Genomic DNA, 21,018 nt, shown 5'->3' with positions numbered 1-21,018 from the left:
TCTCTCATCCTCTCCGCGGCAGAAACCGCACCAGGTCGACGAGCGTACTTACGGCGAAAGCTTCACCGGCGATTTCGCGATACGGGGTGTCCCCCGCGAAAACCGACCATAGTATCCGCGCCTGGGTCATGTTGCCTTCCGCCGCTTCGCGATTGACGATCCTCAGGTAGGCGTCGGACAGGCGGCCTTTCCGCAGCACGCTCTCGTAGACGCCCAGCAGCAGCCTGCCCCATAAATTATCATAACGAAACAGTTCCAGGCAGGGACGATGGAAGCGCTCGCGCAGCGCGGGAACCGAGATCCCGTGGAACGCCAGGGCATTCGCAAGGATCCTCGCGGTATCGTGGGACGACTCGATCCCGTTTTTAAGGTAGCGCGATATGAAGGCGTCTCCTATGATCGCCACCCGTTCGGCGAACGGATGCTCCGCCACGCCCACGGGGGCCTGCGGGTGGCAGTGGCAAACGACTTTCGCATCCTCGGGAAGCAGTGAAGCAAGCGACGAATTTATCTTTCTTTCGTTCTCCAGGTCCCCGATCTTCACGTGCTCCCCGATCCCGGTCAGTGTAAGGAAATCGTCCTTCGGGGTGATCGCGAGGAACCTGATCCCCTTCCCGCGGCCAGGCACGATATGGATCCGGTTTTTCAGCCGCTCGACGATGAACCGGTCGCTGGCGGGAATTTCGGCCTGCACCGTATGCCAGGTGGCAGGCGGCGCATAGCCGATGCGAAGCATCCTGGAAACCGTGCTGTTTACGCCGAACGCCCCCACCAGGAAATCGAAATCCCTTACCGCCCCTCCCGTGAATGCCAGCCTGTAGCCGGACGGAATCTTTTCGATTCTTTCCACGCGATCATGGATGAATTCCGCGCCTCTCGCCACCGCCGCGTCCAGCAGGAACTGGTCGAAGCTCTTCGCATCGGGGCGGGGCGCCACCGGCCCTCCCCCACGGAAAACGGTGTATATCTCGCCCCTGTCCGGATGGCGGACCGTGACGGCCACGTCTCTGCCGTGGATTTCGTACCCGTCGGCGATCCTTCGGATCACCTTCCCTTCCAGAGGCAGCGAGAGGGCGGCGATCTTTTTCACCATGGCGGCGCCGATCGCGCCCGCGCACATATTGCAGCCCGACGGCCCCGATGAAGAGAATGTCTTCCTGTCGATCAGCGTGATGCGTGCGGTCCGCCCGTCGGCGGAAAGAAAATTCAGCAGGTGGAGAGCGAAAAAAGAGCCGGCGGGGCCCGCTCCGATGACGCCTATCGACGCGCCGTCCGGCAGGGGTTCACCTGGCGGATCTCTCTTTCCGGACGCGGCGCTCATGAAATCGGCCGGGGGAGCGTGCTCAAAACGAAACGCCTATCGTCCCGGAGGAACCGCCGGAGCTTCCTCCCCCTCCTCCTCCGCCTGCCGCCAGGCCGACCGCCACCGCTCCGATGAAGACCCATATCCACCACTTATGGTACCACGGTGAATCGGGGTCCGACGGGCTGCCCTTGGCGGGGGGCCATCCGGCATCGCGCAGGAGCTTCGCAGCCACGCCTGCCGCCTCTTCGATTCCGTCGTCACCCTGCGGCCATTCGAACTCTCCAAGAAGCGCGGGATCCGCGTCTCCGCCGCCGGAGGAAAGGACGCGCGCGACGGTTTTCCCCTTGCGGTCCTCCAGCACCACCAAGGCCGTCCGGGAGGCGCCCGCCGCGGATGCAAGCTCGTGTAAAAGTTTCCCGGTCCCCTTTCCGTCGGGTGCGGCGGCAATCAAATCCCCAAGCGTGGCGATGCGATCGCGGCCGAGGATCCATTCCAGGGATTCGGAATCCCCCGGCAGCCACTGGCCTGCCTTCTCCACGTCCTGGTAACCCGCCAGGGACACCCTGATACGCACCGGTCCCGCGCAGGACACCCGGATCCTGCAGGGAGTAGCGCCGCGCTGCGTTCCGTCGACCGAAACGGAAGCGCCCGGAGGGATGGATCGGACGAGAAGCTCCGCCTCCGGGGCAGGGCGGTGTTTCGAGCGTTCCCACACTTCCAGGAAGGACGGCGAAAACAGGGCAGGGTCCGGCGAAAAATCGTTGCGCATGGCCCGGGACCGCGCGAACATCTCCTCCGCTCCCGCCGGATTTCCTTCCCACAGCTTCATCTGCCCGCGCCTCATGAAAATTTCCGCCAGAAGGGGCCTGGTTCCGACGCCGATGCGGAACTTTCTCACGTCGTTCTCGGCCTTGGACAATGAGCGCTCGGCCTCCCGCATCTCCATCCGGTCCATCTGGCGAAGCGCATCGGCCAATGTCCTCGAAATTCCGTCGAGCGAGGCGTCGTCCGCATCGGGAAACGCCGCCTTGATGTCCGGCGGGACCGCAGCGGCAGGAGGGGCCACCCATCGGACGTTCAACTCCCTCAAGAGCAATGCCGGTAAAGGCGCCATCCGCCCGCGCGCGAAATCCTCGGGAACTGAAGGGGAAGACAGCTTGAGAAGCAGGCATGGTTCGGGAGGGCGTTCCGCGGCCGCCCATCCCGCCGTCCCTGCCCCCTGCAGGGCGAACAGGACGCACAGGAAAAGGGCGAGCCCCCTACGCGCGCTTGACGTAGATCTCATCCGTGATGTCCCTGTCCACCGCGACCGTGGTTTCCCCTATCTGCAGCACGAAGGAGGGGTTCCTCTGGAGAAGCCGCAGGCTGCTTCCCGGAACGATACCGAGCGAGCTCAGTTTTTCGAGCCGCTTCCTTGATTTCGGGGTGATGAAGACGATGCGCACGCCGTCCCCGAGCGCGGCGTCGGAAAGGCGGGTCACGAGAGGCTGGACATCCGCCCGGATGCGGTCGCAGCATTCCCCGCGCGGGATCGCCCTCCCGTGAGGGCAGACCGGCGGATGCCCAAGGAACGAGCAGACGCTGTCGGTCACCTGGGTGGTCAGGATGTGCTCGAACTTGCACGCGCTGCTTTCCATCTGGAACGGATCGAGGTCGAAGAGGTTCTGCAGCAGCACTTCCGCAAGCCTGTGGCGCCTGATGATCCCCCGAGCCCTCTCTTCTCCGGCCTGCGTAAGACGAATATCGTCCTCCGCCGCGTCGACAAGTCCCGCCGCGCGCAACTCCTCCAATATCCCTTCAGGACGCTCCTCTTCGGACCGCTCCAGCAGCCGCCGTTTCGAGGAGCAGTTCTCCTCCCGCAGCGTCCAGATCAGCTCCAGGATTTCGTCCTGCCCGTACTCGGTCATGGCCGGGTTCCTTTCCTTGCCCCGAAGAGGGACTTCAAAAAATTCACGACTTTCGATTCCGGCATGGGAAACGAATAACGGCACCTCGGACAGCAGACCAGCGAGCAGCTCTTTCCCATGGGACAGCCGGTCCTGCATCCCGCCAGGGACGGGTCTATTTCATATTGGCAAAGCGGGCACCTGATATTCAAGTCATCACCCGCGTCAGAACGCGATCCCCATTTTTTTCGCCGCGTAATTCACGAGCGCCCCGACCAGGATTGCGAACGGGAATATGAACGCCGCCATTCCCGCGGCGACTTTCGAACCGTGCTCCTTCACGATAACGAGGAAATTCGCAAGGCAAGGGATGAAAAGCGTTATGGTGACGAGGCTCACGACGACCTGGAGATTGGTGAGAAGCCCGGCCCTCGCCATGTCGAACAGCCCGGCTGCGCCGTAATCCCGGCGCAGGAAACCGATGAGAAACGCCTCCGCGGTCTTCGGCGGGAGGTCCAGGGCTCCGACAACGAGGGGCTCCGCGGCTTTTTGCAGCCACAGCAGCCACCCGAAACGGTCGGCGGCGAAAAGGATGAAGGTCCCAAGCAGGAACAGGGGAACCGCCTCCCTCAGGTACCATTCGATCCGCGCCATCGTCTTGACGGCGAGATTGCCGAGCTGCGGCAAGCGGATGGGCGGAATCTCGAGGATAAAGTCCGCGGACTCCCCCGGGATGACCTTCGACGCGAGCCAGCCGACGGCGAGGATGACGCCAAGCAGGACGGCCACCCACGTCAAGGTGGCCGCGGGGCCGACTTTCCCCAGCATCCCCAGGATCACGCCGAGTTGCGCAGAGCATGGAATGCCCAGGGCAAGGAGAAGCGTCACTATGACCCGTTCCTTGCGCGTCTCGAGGATCCGTGTCGTCAGCGTGGCCATGGTGTCGCAACCCAGCCCGAGGATCATGGGAAGCACCGCCTTCCCGTTGCAACCGATCCGCTTGAACACGCGGTCGACCATGACGGCGAGTCGAGGCAGGTATCCGGAATCTTCCAGGATACCGAACCCGAGGAAAAAAGTGCCCACGATAGGAAGCACGATCGCGATGGCGTATGAAAGCGCCATGGAGATCATCCCGTAAGGCCCGACGAGGAAGTCCCTCGCGATCGCCCACGGGACGGTCCGCTCGGCGAGCCAGGAAACCGCCGGGACGATCCCCTTCCCGAACACGCTCCCCTCCAGGAGGTCCACGAGATATTTGGCTCCGAAAACGCCTACGAATTCATAGGCGAGAAACAGGACTCCGAGAAGGATGGGCATGCCGTACACCGGGTCCATGGCGTACCGCCCGAAGACCTGCGTCCAGTCGGTGCCCCTTGCGCCGGAGGGTTCTTCTCCGGCCTCGTCGAGTATGGAGTCGATCCACTGAAGCCGGAACTGGTTGACCCTGTACGCGACGTCCTCACCCGTTTCCTCCACGAGCCGGTTCCGGATGGCGTTCATCTTCCGGATTTTTTCGCCCTTCACGTTTTCCGCCAGCCAGGGCGTAAGGGAATCGTCGCCGCACAGAAGCATCAGTGCAAGGGCGCGCTTCCCGAGCGGCGCATGTTCGGGAATAAGCGCCTCCATGCCCGAGACGGCGGTATCGATCTTTTCGCCGTACGAAATCCGCAGATCGGACGGACTCGATCTCTCCGACAATCCGATGAGGCGGTCAACGCCCTTTTTCCTGATCGCGACGGTAGGCACGGCGGGCATGCCGATCTTCTTTTCCAGTTCATCCAGCCTGGGCATGACGCCGCGGGCCATCGCCTCGTCGGCCATGTTGACGGCAAGGACGACGGGGAGGCCCATCTCCGCAAGCTGAAGGGTGATCATGAGGGACCTGCGCATGTTTTTCGCATCGCAGACCTGGATGATACGCGCGGCGGGCTCGGCCATAAGGATGTCCCGGGTGACCCGTTCGTCCTCGGACATCGGGAGAAGGGAATATACGCCCGGGGTATCGATTACCTCGAAAACGTTACCCCTGTCCCTTGCCTCGCCCCTGGTGATCTCGACCGTCGTCCCGGGATAGTTGGAAACGGTCACGTACCTGCCCGTCAGGTATCCGAAGACCACGCTTTTCCCGACGTTGGGGTTGCCTACAAGTATTACCTTGCCGGGCGGCATGGCATGTACATGAATCGGATTGCGATCCGTTTGCTGCATAGATTCGCCGCCGACCGTGCGGTATTTGAAATCGGCCCCTAAACAAAAGGCGCCCAAGGCGCCTTTTGTTTATTATCCGTTATATTGAAATCGATTATTCGTTTTCGGGCATTTTCCCGGCTTTGGGCTTTGCGGCCCTTTTTCTCGCGGAAGGCTTCCCACCCTCTTCCTTCTCCGCGCCCTTCACGGCGGCTTCCTTCTTCGCCGCCGGTTTCGCGGTCCTGGGCCTGGCCGCTCCGGCCTTGCCCTTGCCGGCCGCCTTCTTCTTCCCCTTCTTCGCTCCGGCCTTCTTCTCCTCTATCGGAAGGTATTCGAGGAACGCCATCTCAGCGCCGTCCCCCGCCCGGAACCCCGTGCGGATGATCCTGGTATAACCTCCCGCGCGCTCCGAGAACCGGCCTGCAAGCCCTCCGAACAGTTTCTCCGTGTTCTTCTTGTCGCCGAGCATCGAGAAGACGAGCCGCCTCGCGTGCATCGTTTCCTTTTTCCCGAGGGTGATCAGCCTGTCCGCGAGCCGGCGGAGCTCCTTAGCCCTTGCGACGGTGGTTTCGATCCTTTCCGATCGAACCAGCGAGTTCATCAGGTTCTTGAGCATCGCCTTCCGGTGTGACGGATTGCGGCGCAGTTTCCGGTGGTCCATGGCGTGACGCATGTTGCTTCCCCGTATATCCTGATTTGTCAGTCTTCTTCTCTTGCCGGGCTGAACTTCTCCGGAGTGAAGCTCTCTACCTTCATCCCGAGCGACAATCCCATCCCATGGAGAACTTCCTTGATCTCGTTCAGGCTCTTCTTGCCGAAGTTCTTCGTCTTGAGCATCTCCTGCTCGGAACGCTGGACCAGTTCGCCGATGTACTTTATGTCCGCGTTCTTGAGACAGTTGTATGCCCGTACCGAAAGCTCGAGCTCCTCTACCGGCTTGTAGAGGTTCTCGTTCACCGCCCCGCCTTCCAGGTGGGCCGGTTCGTCGGGCAGCTCCGCCTCCTCGTCGAAATTGATGAACACCGTCGACTGGTCCTTCAGTATCTTCGCCGCATAGGCCACGGCGTCGGCCGGCAGGATGGAACCGTCCGTCCACACCTCCAGCGTCAGCCTGTCGTAATCGGTCTGCTGCCCCACGCGTGCGTTCGACACCGTGAAATTCACCTTGCGGATCGGGGAGAAGATGGCGTCGATGGGGATCGTGCCGATCGGCGCGCCTTCCTCGAGGTTCCGTTCCGCGGGCACGTACCCTTTGCCCATCCGTACGGTCATTTCCATCTTCAGCGTCGCGTTCTCCGATAGCTCCGCGATATGGTGATCCTTGTTAAGGATCTCGATCATCGGATCGGGCTGTATGTCGGACCCCTTGACCCTCCTGGGTCCCTTGGCTTCCACGTACAGGTTCCGCGGCTCCGGGGAATGCATCCTCAGCCGGATCTCCTTGAGGTTGAGGACTATATCCGTGACGTCCTCCACTACCCCCACGATGGTGGAGAACTCGTGCTGCACCCCTTCGATCCGCACCGACGTGATCGCCGCCCCCTGGAGCGAGGACAGGAGGATCCTTCGAATCGAATTCCCCAATGTCGTACCGTAGCCCCTTTCGAGGGGCTCGGCCACGAATTTTCCGTAATCCGAGGTCGCCGAATCGGACTGGATCTCGATGCGCCTCGGCTTTATCAACTGCTTCCAATTTCGCTGGAACATGGTGCCCCCTTCTTCGCCCCGGAATGCTTACTTCGAGTAAAGTTCCACGATCAGCTGCTCCTGGATCGGCTCCTTGATGTCCGCGCGCGAAGGCAGCGTCTTGACCGACCCGCGATAGTTCTCCCGGTCCAGCTCGAGCCAGGGAGGAATCCCCTTGCGGACCACGGCCTCCAGCGCCTCGTTGAGCGTCGGGATCTTCCGGCTCTTTTCCCGGAGTTCCACGACATCACCGGTGCAAACGAGGAACGACGGGATGTTCACCTTGCGTCCGCCGACCTTGAAGTGCCCGTGCCGCACGAGCTGCCTGCTCTCCCTGCGCGTCTGCGCGAATCCCAGCTTGTAGACCACGCTGTCCAGCCGGCGCTCCAGAAGGATCAGCAGGTTGTCGCCCGTCTTCCCCTTCATCCTGTCGGCCTTTTCGAAGTAGTTCCGGAACTGCTTCTCCAGGAGCCCGTAAATGCGCTTGGCCTTCTGCTTCTCCCGGAGCTGTACCCCGTAATCGCTGTGCTTGGGACGCCGCTGCCCGTGCTGCCCGGGGGGATAACCCCGCCGCTTGATCGCGCACTTGTCCGTAAAGCAGCGGTCTCCCTTCAGGTAGAGTTCGATGCCCTCTCTCCGGCAGAGCCGGCATACCGCTTCGCGATACCTGGCCAAATCCCTTCCTCCTGTTCCTTATGTACGCCCTTTGTTCACACCCGGCGCCGCTTCGGCGGCCGGCACCCGTTGTGAGGAATCGGCGTCACGTCCCGGATATAATTGATCTTCAAGCCCGCGGCCTGCAGAGTGCGCAGCGCCGCTTCCCTGCCGGAGCCCGGCCCTTTTATATGCACGGACACGGTATTCAATCCGCATTCCATCGCCTTCTTCGCCACCTCCTCCGCCGCGACCGTGGCGGCGAACGGAGTGCTTTTCCTCGACCCCTTGAACCCCTTCGATCCCGAGCTGCACCACGCCAGGGTGTTCCCGTCCGGATCTGTTATCGTGATGATCGTGTTGTTGAAGGTCGCCTTTATGTGGGCCATGCCCACGGGGACGTTCTTCCGGACCTTCCGCTTTCCTTTCCTCTTCGGCGTTGCCATCCTTCCTCCGGTTTCCCGCCGTGCGGCGGGAAGGTTCTCTTCCTACTTCTTGGTGGGTTCCTTCTTCCTTGCGACCGCGCCCTTTCTCGGGCCCTTGCGCGTCCTTGCATTCGTGTGCGTGCGCTGCCCCCGCGCCGGAAGCCCTTTCCTGTGCCGCAGCCCCCTGTACGTGCCGAGATCCATCAGGCGCTTGATGTTCATGGAGACTTCCTTGCGCAAGTCTCCCTCGACGCGGTAGTTCGCGTCGATGACGTCCCGGATTCGAGCGACCTGATCCTCGGTGAGCGTATTGGTCCGGGTGTCCGCGGACACTCTCGCCTCCTCGAGGATCTTCATCGCCGTCGTCGGCCCGATGCCGTAAATGTAGGACAGCGCGGCCCCGATCTTCTTGTTCTTGGGGATATCCACTCCTGCTATTCGTGCCAAATGCCCCTCCTGGCCCTTTGCGTTCCGCGCCTTGCGCTATCAGCCCTGGCGCTGCTTGTGTTTCGGGTTTTCGCAGAGGATCCGGACGACGCCTTTTCTCCGGACCACCTTGCACTTCACGCACATTTTGCGCACCGACGGCCTGACTTTCATCGCGAAGCCCCTTTACTTCGATCTGTAAACGATCCGGCCGCGCGTCAGGTCGTACGGCGTCAGCTGCACCGTGACCCGGTCGCCCGGGAGGATCTTTATGAAATGCATCCTCATCTTGCCCGAAATGTGCGCGAGAACCCTCATCTTGTTGTCCAGTTCCACGCGAAACATGGCGTTGGGGAGGGGTTCGATGACCGTCCCCTCGACTTCGATGGCTTCTTCCTTCGCCATGTTCTCCTTTCTTTTCCTCCCCTTCGCTTCAGGGAATGCTGAGGATCCTGGCGCCTTCATCCGTCACGGCGACCATGTGCTCGAAGTGCGCCGACCTCTTGCGGTCCCTGGTGACCACCGTCCAGCCGTCCTGCATGACCTCTACCTGCCAGTCTCCCTCGTTTACCATCGGCTCGATCGCCAGGACCATGCCTGCCGACAGTTTCGGACCTGTACCGCGTACGCCGAAATTGGGAACCTGCGGCTCCTCATGCATGCTTTTGCCGATTCCGTGGCCGACGAAATCACGCACAACCGAGTACCCTGCGCCTTCCGCCGTTTCCTGCACGGCCGCCGAGATGTCGCCGAGCCGGTTTCCCGGTATCGACGCCTCGATACCCCTGGCCAGGGCGGCATCGGTCGCCCGCATCAAATTCAGGGAGGCTTCCGGCACGCCCCCTACGGCGTAGGTTTTTGCCGCATCGCCGTAGTACCCGTCCAGCACGACTCCGAAATCGATGCTTACGATATCCCCGTCCCTCAGTACTTTCTTCCGGGAAGGGATGCCGTGAACGACTTCCTCGTTGACCGACGTGCACAGGTTGGCGGGATATCCCAGGTATCCCTTGAACGCCCCCCTGACGCCATGCCGCGACACGTATTCCTCCGCGAATTCCTCGAGGGAGTACGTCGTGGCTCCCGGCAGGATCAACTGTTTCACTTCTTCAAAGAACCGGCCGACGATGGCGCCGGCACGCCTCATCGCCTCGATCTCCCGGGGCGACTTTATGATTATCATTCGTTACCGCAGAAGCTTCGCGATGTTCGCGTAGATATCTCCGATATCTCCCGTGGCCATTACGGAGCGGATCTTCCCGGTTCCCTGGTAATACGCCAGAAGCGGCTCGGTCATCTTCTTGTAGTTCACGAGCCTCGCCTTTATCGTCTCTTCCTTGTCGTCATCCCGCTGGATTAGGGACGTGCCGCACTTGTCGCACCTTCCGTCCGCCTTGGGCCTGTTGAACTTAACGTGGTACATCGCGCCGCACCCGGTGCACGTACGCCGCCCGCAGAGGCGTTCCATAAGTTCGTTTTCATCCACTTCGAGTGAAAGCACAACGCGAACTTCCTTTTTCAGGTCCTTCGTGACCCGGTCGAGGGCCTCCGCCTGGGGGATGGTCCGCGGAAATCCGTCGAGGATGAACCCTTTCGCGCAATCCGCCGCCTGAAGCCGGTCTTTTACTATGCCGATGACCACCTCGTCGGGAACCAGGCCGCCCGCGTCCATGAAGGTCTTCGCCTTTTTCCCCATCTCCGTCCCGTTTTTCACGGCTTCGCGCAGCATGTCTCCGGTTGAAATCTGAGGAACGGAGAAATCGACGGAGATTTTCTTCGCCTGCGTTCCTTTTCCGGCGCCGGGAGGCCCCAGCAGGATGATTCCCAACATAGGCCTTATGCCCTCCTCCCCTTGATTTGTCCCTTCTTGAGGAAACCTTCGTAATGGCGAGTGATGAGGTGCGATTCGATCTGCTGTACGGTGTCCATGGCTACGCCCACCACTATAAGGAGGCCCGTTCCGCCGAAGTAAAACGGGACGTTGAAGCGGGAAATCAGTATGCTCGGCAGTACGCAGATGACGGCGACGTACAGGGCGCCGCCCAGCGTGATGCGGGTCAGGATCCTGTCTATGTATTCCGCCGTCTTCTTTCCCGGCCGGATGCCCGGGACGAAGCCGCCGTACTTCTTCATGTTGTCCGCTACGTCGACCGGGTTGAAGGTTACCGCCGTGTAGAAATAGCAGAAGAAGATTATGAACGCGACGTAGAGGCCCTCGTATGCGAAGCTCCCCGGGGTCAGCGCATCGGAGATCCGCTTCGTAATCGGGTGCGCGATGAAGCTGGCCAGCGTCGCCGGGAACAGCAGTATCGACGAGGCGAAGATGGGAGGGATCACGCCTGCCGTGTTCACTTTGAGAGGGAGGTGCGTGCTCTGCCCGCCGTACACCCGGCGTCCCACGATACGGCGTGCGTACTGGACCGGTATCCTGCGATGGGCCCGCTCGAAGTAGATGATGACGCCGACCACTCCGACCATGAGGATAAGGATGAAGAGGCCGATGAAGAGCGACATTTCTCCCGTGCGGATCAGCGTCATCGTCCGGACCAGTCCGCTGGGGAATCGGGCCACGATGCCCGCGAAGATGATGAGGGAAATCCCGTTTCCGATCCCGCGTTCCGTGATCTGCTCCCCGAGCCACATGATGAACGCGGTGCCGGAGGTAAGCGTAAGGACCGTCAGCAGCCTGAACTCCCATCCGGGGTGGTACACGACGGAAGTGCCGCCCGTGCCGACGCTCTCGAGTCCTACGGCGATTCCCGTCCCCTGGATTAGGGAGAGAAGGACCGTTCCATAACGCGTGTACTGGGTTATCTTCCTGCGACCCAGCTCGCCTTCCTTCGACAATTTCTCCAACTGGGGGATCACGACGGTCAGGAGCTGCAGGATGATCGACGCGCTGATGTACGGCATGATGCCCAGAGTGAAGATGGAGAACCTGCTTAGCGCGCCCCCCGAAAACATGTCGATCAACCCGAAGAGCGTCCCGGCCTGGCTGGCGAAGATCGATGAAAGCGCCTGGTTGTCGATTCCCGGCGTGGGAATATACACGCCGATCCGGTACACGATCAGCAGCGCGCATGTAACGAGGATGCGCTTCTTGAGTTCCGGGACCTTCGTTATGTTCTGGAAGCCCGTCAGCAAGGGGAAGACACCTCGAGCGTCCCGCCGGCGGCGGCGATCTTCTCGCGCGCTGCGCGGCTGGCGCGGTCTACCTTGACCGTCAACGGACGGTCAAGCTCTCCATCGGCAAGCAGCTTCACTCCGTCAAGGGCTTTCTTGACGAGGCCGGCCGCCATGAGCGACGCAAGATCGACCACCGACCCGGCTTCGAACCGGTTAAGGTCCTTCACGTGGACGATCGTGTATTCCTTCCGGAAAAGATTGGTGAACCCCCGTTTCGGAAGGCGCCGCTGCAACGGCATCTGCCCGCCTTCGTATCCCGGCGGCGTTCCGCCCCCGCTGCGGGCGCGCAGTCCCTTGTGGCCGCGGCCGGACGTTTTCCCGAGGCCGGAACCCTGCCCGCGGCCGACCCTTTTCTTCGCGCTCCTGGCCCCCTTGGCGGGCCTCAGATCGGAAAGTTTCATTTGGATTCTCCCGCCTCCTCCACACGGAGAAGGAACTTGACCTTTTCCACCATCCCACGGATCTCGGGGGTGTCCTTCAGGATCACGGACCGGTTGAGGCGGGTGAGCCCCATCCCTTCCACAACACGCCGGTGAGACTCGCGCCTGCCGCTCAATCCCTTCGCCAGCGTGATCTTCAGCATTCCGCTCATGCCGACGCCTCTTCTTCCTTCGGCCCGCGCACGCCTGCGATCTGTTCCGAGGTCCTAAGCTGCGCCAGGCCTTCGATGGTTGCTTTCACCAGGTTGTGGGGGTTGTTGCTGCCCAGCGACTTGGTGAGGATGTTCGAAATGCCCGCGGACTCGACGACGGCCCGAACCCCGCCTCCGGCGATGACCCCGGTCCCGGGGGAGGCCGGCCGGATCACGACGCGGCTCGCGCCGAATTCCCCGATGACTTCGTACGGGATCGTGCCGTTCACAAGGGGGACCTCGACGAGCGTCCGCTTCGCGTTCTGCACCGCTTTCCGTATGGCGTCGGGCACTTCGTTCGCTTTCCCGAGCCCCGTGCCTACGTGCCCGTTGCCGTCTCCCACGACGACGACGGCGCTGAACGAGAACCGCCGTCCGCCCTTGACGACCTTGGCCACGCGGCTTATGTGCACCACCCGGTCTTTCAGGTCCAGTCCTTCCGGATTCACTCTCTTCAAACGACCCTCCCTGTATCCCGCCGTTTCAAAGCGTCAGAATTCCAGCCCCGACTCCCGCGCTCCGTCCGCAAGGGCCTTGATCCGCCCGTGGTAGAGGAACCCGTTGCGGTCGAAAACCACCTTCCGGATGTTCAGTTCGACGGCCTTCCTGCCGAGCAGCTCGCCCACCTTCTTCGCCGCTTCGCTTTTCTTGAGCCCCGCGATCTCTCCGCGGATTTCCGGGCTCTGGGTGGATGCCGCAAGCACCGTCGACCCCGTGGCGTCCACCACGAGCTGGGCATAGATGTGCTTTGCGCTGCGGAAAACCGACAATCGCGGACGCTGCTCGGTCCCGAAGATCCTCTTCCGGACTCTCGATTTCCGGTTCTGCCGTGCGACTTCGCGAGCATTGGTCTGGCTCATGGCTATTGTTGCTCCGTCCCCTGTATTCCGTTCATGGCTTCCGTCCGCTTACTTGCCCGCCGCCTTGCCGACCTTCTTGACGAGCCGTTCGCCCCGGTACCTGACGCCCTTCAGCTTGTAGGCGTCCGGCCTGCGGAGGGAGCGTATACGGGCCGCGGTCTCCCCGACCAGTTCCTTGTCTATCCCGCCGATCTTTACCACCGTGTTGGCTTCCACCTCGGCGCTGATCCCGTCGGGCAGCGCGAACACGACCGGGTGGGAGTACCCGAGCGCGAGCTGCAGCGAGCCCTTCTTCGCCTCGGCCTTATAGCCGACGCCGACGATCTCCAGGGTTTTCGTGAATCCGTCCGTCACGCCCTTGACCATGTTGGCCAGGATCGTGCGGTACATCCCGTACAGGTTCCCGCTGCCCGCCGATGCGACGGACACCACGGCCTTGTCCCCCGATACGTTCACGACGACCTGGGAAGGGACCGGCCTCGAGAGCTTCCCTTTTTTCCCGGATACCGTCAGGTTGCCGTTATCGACCTGAACGGTTACGCCGGACGGTATGACCACTGGCACCTTGCCGATTCTTGACATCTCATTCCTCCAAGAGAGAAACCCGGCGATCGCCTACCAGATTTTGCAGAGCAGTTCCCCGCCGATCGTGAACTTCCGGGCCTTTTCCCCGGTCATCACCCCTCTCGACGTGGAAACGATGGCGATGCCGAAACCGTTCTTCACCACCGGAATTTCGTCCTTTCCGACGTAAACCCTGCGCCCGGGCCTGCTGACCCGCCGCATCCCCTTGATCGCGTATCCCGCTTCCGGCACGTTCTTCAGGAAGATCTTGAGCGAGGGCTGGTTCTTTTCCGCGACCACCCGGAAATTCCTGATGAACCCCTCCTCTTTCAGGATGCGTGCGATGTTCTCGATCACACGCGTGGAGGGCAATTCCAACTGGTCGAACCGGCCCATCTGGGCATTCCGGATTCGGGCAAGCAGGTTCGAGACATGATCGTTGACGGGCATATTTTCCTCCTACCAGCTTGCCTTGACCACGCCGGGAAGCTCTCCCTTGAGCGCCAGTTCCCGGAGGCAGATCCGGCAAAGCCTGAACCTCCGGTAGAACGCCCTCGGCCTTCCGCAGCGCGGGCAACGGTTATATTTCCGGACCCCGAATTTCGGTTCCCGTTTCGACTTGGCGATGATCGACTTCTTTGCCAACTCCTGCCCTCCTCTTATGCCCGGAACGGCATGCCGAGGAGGCGAAGAAGTTCAAGCCCCTCCTCGTCAGTGCGGGCTGTGGTTACAATCGTAATGTTCATGCCTTTTATTTTGTCTATTTTATCGTAGTTTATTTCCGGGAATATGATCTGTTCCTTGATGCCGAGGGTATAGTTCCCACGCCCGTCGAAACCCTTTGGCGAAACCCCCTTGAAGTCGCGCACGCGGGGGAGGGCGATTGCCAACAGCTTGTCGAGAAAGAAGTACATCTGGTCCCGTCGCAAGGTTACCTTCACTCCGATCGGGACCCCCGCCCGAAGTTTGAAGTTCGAAATGCTTTTCCGCGCCTTCGTGATGACCGGCTTCTGGCCGGTGATTACACCGATCTCGTCCATGGCCGAATCGAGGATCTTCACGTTTTCGATCGCTTCACCCAACCCCATGTTGACCACGACCATGGAAAGCTTCGGAACCTGCATCGCGTTCGCGTACCGGAACTTTTCCTTAAGCTTTGGAACGACGTCCGTCTTGTAATGATCCTGAAGCCTTGGCATATCCGAACACCCCCGTCCGCCGGTCCGGCGGCGGCTCGCTATTTTTTCTTTTCCTCGATGATGTCGCCGCACCGTTTGCATGTACGGTGCTTCTCTCCTGACCCGTCTATCTTCATGGCGATGCGCGTCGGCTTGTTGCATTTCCCGCACATGACAAGAACGTTGGAAAAGGCCAGGGGAGCCTCCTTCTCTATGATCCCGCCCTGCGGATTCGTCTTCCCGGGCTTAACGTGGCGCTTCACCATGTTCAGCTTCTCGACGAGGATGCGGCTCTTTTCCCGGTCGACTTTCAGGACACGGCCTACCTTGCCCTTCTCCCTGCCGGACATTATCTTCACGATGTCGTTCTTCCGGATATGCAGCGTTCCCTCGGCCATCGCTTCCTCTCCCCCCCGCCTCACAGCACTTCGGGCGCCAGGGATATGATCTTCATGAATTTCTTCGCCCGGAGCTCGCGCGCCACCGGCCCGAATATACGGGTGCCGATCGGCTCCATCTGCGGATTGATAAGAACCGCCGAGTTCTGGTCGAACCGCAGGTAGCTGCCGTCCTGCCGCCCCACCTCTTTCGTGGTCCTTACGACCACGGCCTTGTAGACGTCCCCCTTCTTCACCTTCCCGTGGGGTATGGCTTCCTTGACGCTGACCACGATGATGTCGCCGACCCCGGCGTATCTGCGCTTGCTGCCTCCCAGGACCTTGATGCAACAGAGACGCTTTGCCCCGGAGTTGTCGGCGGCGTCCAGCATGGTTTGCATTTGGATCATGGCGCCTGCTCTCCCGCTTTCGTGATTACCGGACCACCGGCCGTTCGATCAGCCGCTTCACTTTCCAGCACTTTTCCTTGCTTACAGGGCGGGTCTCCACGATCTCCACCCTGTCGCCCACGCGGTATTCGTTCGTCTCGTCGTGCGCCTTGTAGGTTGTGCGGCGCTTGACGTATTTCTTGTAGACGGGATGCGGGACCAGACGTTCCACGCGGACGACCACCGTCTTGTCCATCCGGTCGCTCACCACCGTTCCGACCTTGTTCTTCCTTATCCCGCGCTTCTTCATCGAAGTCTCCGAAGCCATCTTATTGTGCCTTTCCTTCAGATTTCAGCCCAAGATACGTGATGACGCGAGCCAGGTCCTTCCTGCGGTTGCGTATAAGCATCCGGTTGTCGAGGGCGGATGCCGCCCGCTTCATCTTCAGCCGGAAGATCTCGTCCCGAAGCTCCTTTTCCTTCTGCTTCAGTTCCTCCGCGGCAAGCTCCTTCAGATCTTTGCGCTTCATCGGTTTCTACCCCTCCCTCGAGAGGAACTTCGTCTGTATCGGCAGCTTGTGCGCGGCCAGGCGGAACGCCTCGCGGGCAGTCGCCTCGTCGACACCTTCGATCTCGTACAGGACAAGTCCCGGACGCACGACGCAGACCCATTCTTCCGGGGCGCCCTTCCCCTTTCCCATTCGCGTTTCCGCCGGCTTCTTCGTTATCGGCTTGTCGGGAAAGAGCCGGATCCATATCTTGCCGCCCCGCTTGATGAACCGGGTCATTGCGACGCGGGCGGCCTCGATCTGCCTGGAGGTGATCCACCCGGCGTCGGTGGCCTTCACGCCGTAATCGCCGAAATTGAGCGTGTTACCCGCCTGCGCGTTCCCCCGCCTCCGCCCCTTCTGCGTCTTGCGGAACTTTACCCTCTTCGGTGCCAGCATCGGACTTTCACTCCCCTATTCGGTTTTCGGAGCCTGTGCGGCGGACGGCAGGACTTCTCCGCGGTAGATCCATACCTTCACGCCGATCGTTCCATAGGTGGTCCGTGCCTGCGCAAATCCGTAATCTATGTCGGCCCGAAGCGTGTGCAGTGGGACCCGGCCTTCCCGGTACCACTCGGTGCGCGCCATTTCCGCGCCGCCCAAACGTCCCGCGACCTGGATCTTTATCCCTTTCGCGCCGAGCTTCATCGAGGAGAGGACGGTCTTCTTCATCGCCCGCCGGAAGGCGACACGCCGCTCGAGCTGCATCGCCACGTTCTCCGCGGTAAGCTGAGCGTCGGTTTCCGGCCTGCGGATTTCCTGGATCGTTATCGACACCTCGCGGTCCGTGAACTTCTGGAGGTCCTTACGCAGGTTCTCGATTTCCGCCCCCTTCTTGCCGATGACGATCCCGGGTCTGGCGGTCGAAATAACTACGTGCACCCGGTTCGACTTCCTTTCGATTTCGACGGAGGACACTCCCGCATGGATCAGCCGGTTCTTGACGAAGGTCCGGATCTTGAGGTCTTCCTGCAGGTAGTTGGAGTATTCCTTTTCCGAATACCAGCGGGACCTCCAGGTCTTTATGATCCCCAGCCGCAGTCCGTACGGATGTGTCTTCTGTCCCAAAACCGCCTCCTTGGCTTCGTCCGTTTACTTCTCGTCCACGACGATCGTTATATGGCTCGTTCTCCTGCGGTACTTGTGCGCGCGCCCCATCGGCGCGGGGCGGAACCGCTTCTGGGAGGCCCCGAGATCGACGTACGCCTGTTTCACGTAAAGCGTGTCGAGGTCGATGACGCCTGTCTGCCCGGCGTTCGCCACCGCGGAATCGAGGACCTTCTTCACCAACGACGCCGATGCCTTTTTGGCGAGGTTCAACACCGTCTTCGCCTCGGTGAGCCGCTTGCCGCGGATCAAATCAACCACAAGCCGCGCCTTCCTTGGTGACACGCGGACAAATCTCGCCGTCGCCCTGGCTTCCATCGCATCCTCTCCTTGGTCGCCCTACTTCTTGACCTTCGCCTTCCGGTCTCCGGAATGGCTGTGGAACGTCCTCGTGGGGGAAAACTCGCCGAGCTTGTGCCCCACCATGTTCTCGGTCACGAACACCGGCATGAACTTCCGCCCGTTGTGCACGGCGAAGGTGTAACCGACCATGTCCGGGATTACGGTCGACCGCCTCGACCAGGTCTTGATGACCTTTTTCTCTCCGGTTTCGATGGCCCGGCGCACCTTGCGCATCAGGCTTTCCTCCACATACGGCCCCTTCTTGACGGATCGCGCCACTTTATTCTCGCCCCTTCTCCGTTATTTCCTGCGCTTGACGATGTATCGATCCGAAGACGGATTGCTGCGCGTCTTGTAACCTTTTGTCGGTCTTCCCCACGGCGTGCAGGGATGCCGTCCACCGGATGCTTTCCCTTCGCCGCCCCCCATGGGATGGTCCACGGGATTCATCGCCACTCCCCGCACGATCGGCCGGCGGCCCAGCCAGCGATTCCTCCCCGCCTTGCCGATGGAAACCTGCTCATGGTCCAGGTTCCCGACCTGCCCGATAGTCGCCATGCAGTCCATGAAGACCAGCCGCACTTCGCCGGAGGCGAGCCGCAGGTGTGCGTAGGCCCCTTCCTTGGCGAGGATCTGAACAACGGTTCCCGCGGACCTGGCGAGCTGGCCGCCCTTGCCGACCTTCAGCTCCACGTTGTGCACCAACGTGCCTACCGGGATGTTTCGGATCGGGAGGGCGTTCCCGGGCTTGATGTCGGCCTCGGCTCCGGCGACCACCGTGTCGCCCACGGAAAGCCCGACCGGCCAGAGGATATATCGCTTCTCCCCGTCCACGTAATGGAGAAGAGCGATCCGCGCCGAGCGGTTCGGGTCGTACTCGATCGCGGCGACCTTCGCGGGAATGCCCTTCTTGTCCCGGCGGAAATCGACGATCCGGTACTTCTTCTTATGGCCGCCTCCCCGGTGCCAGACGGTGATCTCTCCCAGGTTATTCCGCCCGCCGGTGCGCCGCTTCTTCTCGACAAGCCCCTTCTCCGGCTTCTTGTCCGTCAGTTCCTCATTCGTGAGGACCGTCATGGCCCGCACGCCGGGAGAGGTAGGCTTGAATTTCCTGATACCCATGACGATTCGCTCCTTCCCTTGCGGTCCCTTACACGCCTTCGAAGAACTCGATCTTGTCGCCCGCCTTCAGGGTGACGATCGCCTTCTTCCACCCGGGACGCAGGCCGACGGTCCGGCCGCGGCGTTTCACCTTGCCGGAAACGTTCATCGTCCGCACTTCCTCTACTTTCACCTTGAACAGTTTCTCGACGGCTTCCTGGATCTGCTTCTTCTTCGCGCGCCGGTCGACCTCGAAAGAAACCGCGTTCGCCGTCCCCTTCATGTGCGTGGCCTTTTCCGTGATCAGCGGCCGCTTCAGGATATCGGAGGGATTCATTATCCGAGCACCTCCGCGATCCTGTCCAGCGCCGGCCGGGTGAGGACCAGCTGGTCGTACGAAAGGATGTCGTATACGTTGATGGCGGAGGCCGGCAATGCCTTGAAGGACCGCAGGTTGCGGATTCCCAGGGACAGGTTTTCCGAAGGCCCGTCGACCACGAGCAGCGCTTCCGAAAGGCCAAGGGCGGTCGCAACTTTAAGGAACTCTTTCGTCCTCGGTGCGGGCAGCTCCAGGTCGTCCACCAGGAACAGCTTGTTCTCCTTCGCCTTCGCGCTCAGCGCGGATCGCAGCGCAGCCTTCATCGCCTTGCGGTTCACCTTTATGTCATAGCTCCTCGGATGAGGCCCGAACACCGTGCCCCCGCCGCGCAGGAGCGGAGAGCGGGTGCTTCCCATGCGGGCCCGGCCGGTCCCCTTCTGTCTGAACGGCTTCTTCCCTCCGCCGGAGACATAGGTCCGCGTCTTGGTGGACGCCGTTCCCGAACGACGCGCCGCGAGCTGCGCTACCACGGCATGGTGCAGGAGGTGCGTCTTGACCTCGGCCCCGAACACCGACTCCGGCAGCTCGACCGTCTCCTTGACCCGCCGTTCCTTGTCGACCAGTTCCATCATCGCCATTGCAAGCTCCTCACGAAACCGCGGAATCGACCTTCTTCACCGCATGCCGCACGAAAACCAGGCTGTTTTTCGCCCCGGGAACCGCGCCGCGCACCAGGAGGAGGTTCTTCTCCGGCTGGACTCCGACTACCTTCAGGTTAAGGACGGTCACCTTCTCGTTGCCGTAGTGGCCGGCCATCTTCATGTTCTTGATGACCCGCGAAGGCCACGCCGAAGCGCCGATCGAGCCCGGCGCCCTGTGGAACATGGAGCCGTGGGTCGCGCGTCCGCCGCGGAAATTCCACCGCTTGATCAGCCCCGTGAACCCGCGCCCCTTGCTCTGCCCGGTCACGTCGACGAAGTCCCCTTCACGGAAGATGTCGACGTGGATCTCCTGACCCGCGTCCAGGGGGGACTCCGCGGGAATCCGGACTTCCTTCAGCGTCCCGAACGCCCCCTTGCCCGCCTTTCGGAAATGCCCGACCATCGGCTGGCCGACCCGCTGGGCCTTCTTCGGACCGAACCCGATCTGGACGGCGTCGTATCCGTCGCCGCGTGAAGTCTTCCTCTGGACCACCGTGCAGGGGCCCGCCTCGATCACCGTAACCGGGATCACCTTCCCGTCGGCGTCGAACACCTGGGTCATCCCCAATTTCTTTCCTAATATTCCGGTTTTCATGGCTCTCACCTACGCCGTTTCGTTCATTGGATTCCGGATTCAAGCCCTTCGAAACTTTTAGAGCTTTATCTCCACTTCAACGCCGGCCGGCAGATCCAGCTTCATAAGCGCGTCTATCGTCGCCGCAGGCGGCTCGTGGATGTCCAGCAGCCGCTTGTGCGTGCGGATCTCGAACTGCTCGCGGCTCTTTTTGTCGACGTGCGGCGAACGGTTCACGGTGAAACGCTCTATTTTCGTAGGCAGAGGGATCGGACCCGCCACCTTGGCTCCCGTCTGTTTCGCCTTCTCGACGATTTCTCCCGTCGCCTTGTCCAGGAGTTTGCAGTCGAAGGCTTTCAGCCGGATCCGGATCTTTTGATGCTCGATAGCCACGGGTTCTCCCCCTTCCTGATCTTCCGAGTACTGCCTACTCTATGATTTCCGCGACGACCCCGGCGCCCACCGTCCGGCCGCCTTCACGGATCGCGAACCGCAATTCCTTCTCCATCGCCACGGGAACGATCAGCTCGATGGTCATCGATACGTTGTCCCCGGGCATGACCATCTC

The 21,018-nt window shown here is 61.3% G+C and carries 36 protein-coding genes; all 36 read right to left on the bottom strand.

Translation table 11 applies throughout. The features are described 5' to 3' along the window. Positions 1-4: 4 nt before the first annotated feature. Positions 5-1,321, bottom strand: coding sequence for a hypothetical protein (locus HY896_04685; protein ID MBI5575641.1), 1,317 nt, complete (start codon positions 1,319-1,321; stop codon positions 5-7). Between the two features lie 22 nt (positions 1,322-1,343). After that, complete coding sequence (locus tag HY896_04680; GenBank protein MBI5575640.1) at positions 1,344-2,591, bottom strand: PEGA domain-containing protein; 1,248 nt, start codon at positions 2,589-2,591, stop codon at positions 1,344-1,346. Then, positions 2,566-3,213 (bottom strand): metal-dependent transcriptional regulator, encoded by a 648-nt coding sequence (locus HY896_04675; GenBank protein ID MBI5575639.1) that lies wholly within the window; start codon positions 3,211-3,213, stop codon positions 2,566-2,568. Before HY896_04675 ends, HY896_04680 begins: the two co-directional genes overlap by 26 nt. 204 nt (positions 3,214-3,417) lie before the next feature. Continuing rightward, positions 3,418-5,403 carry a ferrous iron transport protein B gene (gene feoB, locus HY896_04670; GenBank protein MBI5575638.1) on the bottom strand — a complete coding sequence of 662 codons (1,986 nt, stop codon included), beginning with the start codon at positions 5,401-5,403 and terminating at the stop codon, positions 3,418-3,420. 94 nt (positions 5,404-5,497) lie between these two features. After that, entirely contained in the window at positions 5,498-6,055 is a 558-nt protein-coding gene (gene rplQ, locus HY896_04665) for a 50S ribosomal protein L17 (protein ID MBI5575637.1), read from the bottom strand. 26 nt (positions 6,056-6,081) lie between these two features. After that, positions 6,082-7,089: a DNA-directed RNA polymerase subunit alpha gene (locus HY896_04660; GenBank protein MBI5575636.1), complete on the bottom strand. Its 1,008-nt coding sequence runs from the start codon at positions 7,087-7,089 to the stop codon at positions 6,082-6,084. 27 nt (positions 7,090-7,116) lie between these two features. Next, entirely contained in the window at positions 7,117-7,743 is a 627-nt protein-coding gene (gene rpsD, locus HY896_04655) for a 30S ribosomal protein S4 (GenBank protein ID MBI5575635.1), read from the bottom strand. A 35-nt stretch (positions 7,744-7,778) separates the two neighbouring features. After that, a complete protein-coding gene (rpsK, locus tag HY896_04650) occupies positions 7,779-8,168 on the bottom strand; it encodes a 30S ribosomal protein S11 (protein ID MBI5575634.1) in 390 nt (129 codons plus the stop codon). Positions 8,169-8,210: 42 nt separating this feature from the next. Further along, complete coding sequence (gene rpsM / locus HY896_04645; GenBank protein ID MBI5575633.1) at positions 8,211-8,594, bottom strand: 30S ribosomal protein S13; 384 nt, start codon at positions 8,592-8,594, stop codon at positions 8,211-8,213. Between the two features lie 39 nt (positions 8,595-8,633). Beyond that, the gene (rpmJ, locus tag HY896_04640; protein MBI5575632.1) at positions 8,634-8,747 is read right to left on the bottom strand and encodes a 50S ribosomal protein L36; all 114 of its coding nucleotides are present in this window, start codon (positions 8,745-8,747) and stop codon (positions 8,634-8,636) included. Positions 8,748-8,759: 12 nt separating this feature from the next. Further along, a complete protein-coding gene (gene infA / locus HY896_04635) occupies positions 8,760-8,978 on the bottom strand; it encodes a translation initiation factor IF-1 (GenBank protein ID MBI5575631.1) in 219 nt (72 codons plus the stop codon). A 28-nt stretch (positions 8,979-9,006) separates the two neighbouring features. Next, positions 9,007-9,756, bottom strand: a complete 750-nt coding sequence (gene map / locus HY896_04630; GenBank protein ID MBI5575630.1) for a type I methionyl aminopeptidase — start codon at positions 9,754-9,756, stop codon at positions 9,007-9,009. Between the two features lie 3 nt (positions 9,757-9,759). Further along, positions 9,760-10,401, bottom strand: a complete 642-nt coding sequence (locus tag HY896_04625) for an adenylate kinase (protein MBI5575629.1) — start codon at positions 10,399-10,401, stop codon at positions 9,760-9,762. A gap of 8 nt (positions 10,402-10,409) precedes the next feature. Beyond that, positions 10,410-11,717: a preprotein translocase subunit SecY gene (gene secY / locus HY896_04620; protein ID MBI5575628.1), complete on the bottom strand. Its 1,308-nt coding sequence runs from the start codon at positions 11,715-11,717 to the stop codon at positions 10,410-10,412. Continuing rightward, complete coding sequence (gene rplO, locus HY896_04615) at positions 11,711-12,160, bottom strand: 50S ribosomal protein L15 (GenBank protein ID MBI5575627.1); 450 nt, start codon at positions 12,158-12,160, stop codon at positions 11,711-11,713. Before rplO ends, secY begins: the two co-directional genes overlap by 7 nt. Further along, the gene (gene rpmD, locus HY896_04610) at positions 12,157-12,351 is read right to left on the bottom strand and encodes a 50S ribosomal protein L30 (GenBank protein ID MBI5575626.1); all 195 of its coding nucleotides are present in this window, start codon (positions 12,349-12,351) and stop codon (positions 12,157-12,159) included. The genes rplO and rpmD overlap by 4 nt, the downstream gene beginning before the upstream one ends. Continuing rightward, complete coding sequence (rpsE, locus tag HY896_04605; protein ID MBI5575625.1) at positions 12,348-12,848, bottom strand: 30S ribosomal protein S5; 501 nt, start codon at positions 12,846-12,848, stop codon at positions 12,348-12,350. Before rpsE ends, rpmD begins: the two co-directional genes overlap by 4 nt. Before the next feature lie 33 nt (positions 12,849-12,881). Then, complete coding sequence (locus HY896_04600) at positions 12,882-13,250, bottom strand: 50S ribosomal protein L18 (protein MBI5575624.1); 369 nt, start codon at positions 13,248-13,250, stop codon at positions 12,882-12,884. A 48-nt stretch (positions 13,251-13,298) separates the two neighbouring features. Further along, positions 13,299-13,832 (bottom strand): 50S ribosomal protein L6, encoded by a 534-nt coding sequence (rplF, locus tag HY896_04595; protein MBI5575623.1) that lies wholly within the window; start codon positions 13,830-13,832, stop codon positions 13,299-13,301. A 33-nt stretch (positions 13,833-13,865) separates the two neighbouring features. Beyond that, on the bottom strand, positions 13,866-14,264 hold the full coding sequence (gene rpsH / locus HY896_04590) for a 30S ribosomal protein S8 (protein MBI5575622.1): 399 nt from the start codon (positions 14,262-14,264) through the stop codon (positions 13,866-13,868). 9 nt (positions 14,265-14,273) lie between these two features. Beyond that, positions 14,274-14,459, bottom strand: a complete 186-nt coding sequence (locus HY896_04585) for a type Z 30S ribosomal protein S14 (GenBank protein MBI5575621.1) — start codon at positions 14,457-14,459, stop codon at positions 14,274-14,276. Positions 14,460-14,473: 14 nt separating this feature from the next. Then, positions 14,474-15,013, bottom strand: a complete 540-nt coding sequence (gene rplE, locus HY896_04580) for a 50S ribosomal protein L5 (GenBank protein ID MBI5575620.1) — start codon at positions 15,011-15,013, stop codon at positions 14,474-14,476. Positions 15,014-15,051: 38 nt separating this feature from the next. Next, entirely contained in the window at positions 15,052-15,390 is a 339-nt protein-coding gene (locus HY896_04575; GenBank protein ID MBI5575619.1) for a 50S ribosomal protein L24, read from the bottom strand. Between the two features lie 20 nt (positions 15,391-15,410). Continuing rightward, the gene (gene rplN, locus HY896_04570; protein MBI5575618.1) at positions 15,411-15,779 is read right to left on the bottom strand and encodes a 50S ribosomal protein L14; all 369 of its coding nucleotides are present in this window, start codon (positions 15,777-15,779) and stop codon (positions 15,411-15,413) included. A gap of 25 nt (positions 15,780-15,804) precedes the next feature. Then, a complete protein-coding gene (gene rpsQ / locus HY896_04565; GenBank protein ID MBI5575617.1) occupies positions 15,805-16,068 on the bottom strand; it encodes a 30S ribosomal protein S17 in 264 nt (87 codons plus the stop codon). Between the two features lie 19 nt (positions 16,069-16,087). Next, on the bottom strand, positions 16,088-16,288 hold the full coding sequence (rpmC, locus tag HY896_04560; protein MBI5575616.1) for a 50S ribosomal protein L29: 201 nt from the start codon (positions 16,286-16,288) through the stop codon (positions 16,088-16,090). A 6-nt stretch (positions 16,289-16,294) separates the two neighbouring features. Then, entirely contained in the window at positions 16,295-16,705 is a 411-nt protein-coding gene (gene rplP, locus HY896_04555) for a 50S ribosomal protein L16 (protein MBI5575615.1), read from the bottom strand. Positions 16,706-16,720: 15 nt separating this feature from the next. Continuing rightward, positions 16,721-17,374 (bottom strand): 30S ribosomal protein S3, encoded by a 654-nt coding sequence (rpsC, locus tag HY896_04550; GenBank protein MBI5575614.1) that lies wholly within the window; start codon positions 17,372-17,374, stop codon positions 16,721-16,723. A 24-nt stretch (positions 17,375-17,398) separates the two neighbouring features. Next, positions 17,399-17,731: a 50S ribosomal protein L22 gene (gene rplV, locus HY896_04545; GenBank protein ID MBI5575613.1), complete on the bottom strand. Its 333-nt coding sequence runs from the start codon at positions 17,729-17,731 to the stop codon at positions 17,399-17,401. Positions 17,732-17,752: 21 nt separating this feature from the next. Beyond that, positions 17,753-18,034 (bottom strand): 30S ribosomal protein S19, encoded by a 282-nt coding sequence (gene rpsS / locus HY896_04540; protein ID MBI5575612.1) that lies wholly within the window; start codon positions 18,032-18,034, stop codon positions 17,753-17,755. A gap of 21 nt (positions 18,035-18,055) precedes the next feature. Then, positions 18,056-18,877 (bottom strand): 50S ribosomal protein L2, encoded by an 822-nt coding sequence (gene rplB, locus HY896_04535; protein ID MBI5575611.1) that lies wholly within the window; start codon positions 18,875-18,877, stop codon positions 18,056-18,058. Positions 18,878-18,905: 28 nt separating this feature from the next. Then, positions 18,906-19,193 carry a 50S ribosomal protein L23 gene (locus tag HY896_04530; GenBank protein ID MBI5575610.1) on the bottom strand — a complete coding sequence of 96 codons (288 nt, stop codon included), beginning with the start codon at positions 19,191-19,193 and terminating at the stop codon, positions 18,906-18,908. Further along, the gene (gene rplD / locus HY896_04525) at positions 19,193-19,813 is read right to left on the bottom strand and encodes a 50S ribosomal protein L4 (GenBank protein MBI5575609.1); all 621 of its coding nucleotides are present in this window, start codon (positions 19,811-19,813) and stop codon (positions 19,193-19,195) included. Before rplD ends, HY896_04530 begins: the two co-directional genes overlap by 1 nt. Positions 19,814-19,823: 10 nt before the next feature. After that, positions 19,824-20,471 carry a 50S ribosomal protein L3 gene (gene rplC / locus HY896_04520; protein ID MBI5575608.1) on the bottom strand — a complete coding sequence of 216 codons (648 nt, stop codon included), beginning with the start codon at positions 20,469-20,471 and terminating at the stop codon, positions 19,824-19,826. A 57-nt stretch (positions 20,472-20,528) separates the two neighbouring features. Further along, positions 20,529-20,837, bottom strand: a complete 309-nt coding sequence (gene rpsJ / locus HY896_04515; GenBank protein ID MBI5575607.1) for a 30S ribosomal protein S10 — start codon at positions 20,835-20,837, stop codon at positions 20,529-20,531. A 40-nt stretch (positions 20,838-20,877) separates the two neighbouring features. Beyond that, positions 20,878-21,018 (bottom strand): elongation factor Tu (tuf, locus tag HY896_04510; GenBank protein ID MBI5575606.1); only part of this gene is annotated, 141 nt, incomplete at its 5' end.

The organism is Deltaproteobacteria bacterium (assembly GCA_016218975.1).
GTDB lineage: Bacteria > Desulfobacterota > Deferrimicrobia > Deferrimicrobiales > Deferrimicrobiaceae > JAENIX01.
Note: the sequence above shows the minus strand (reverse complement) of the source record. Positions and strands in the feature narration are given on the sequence as shown.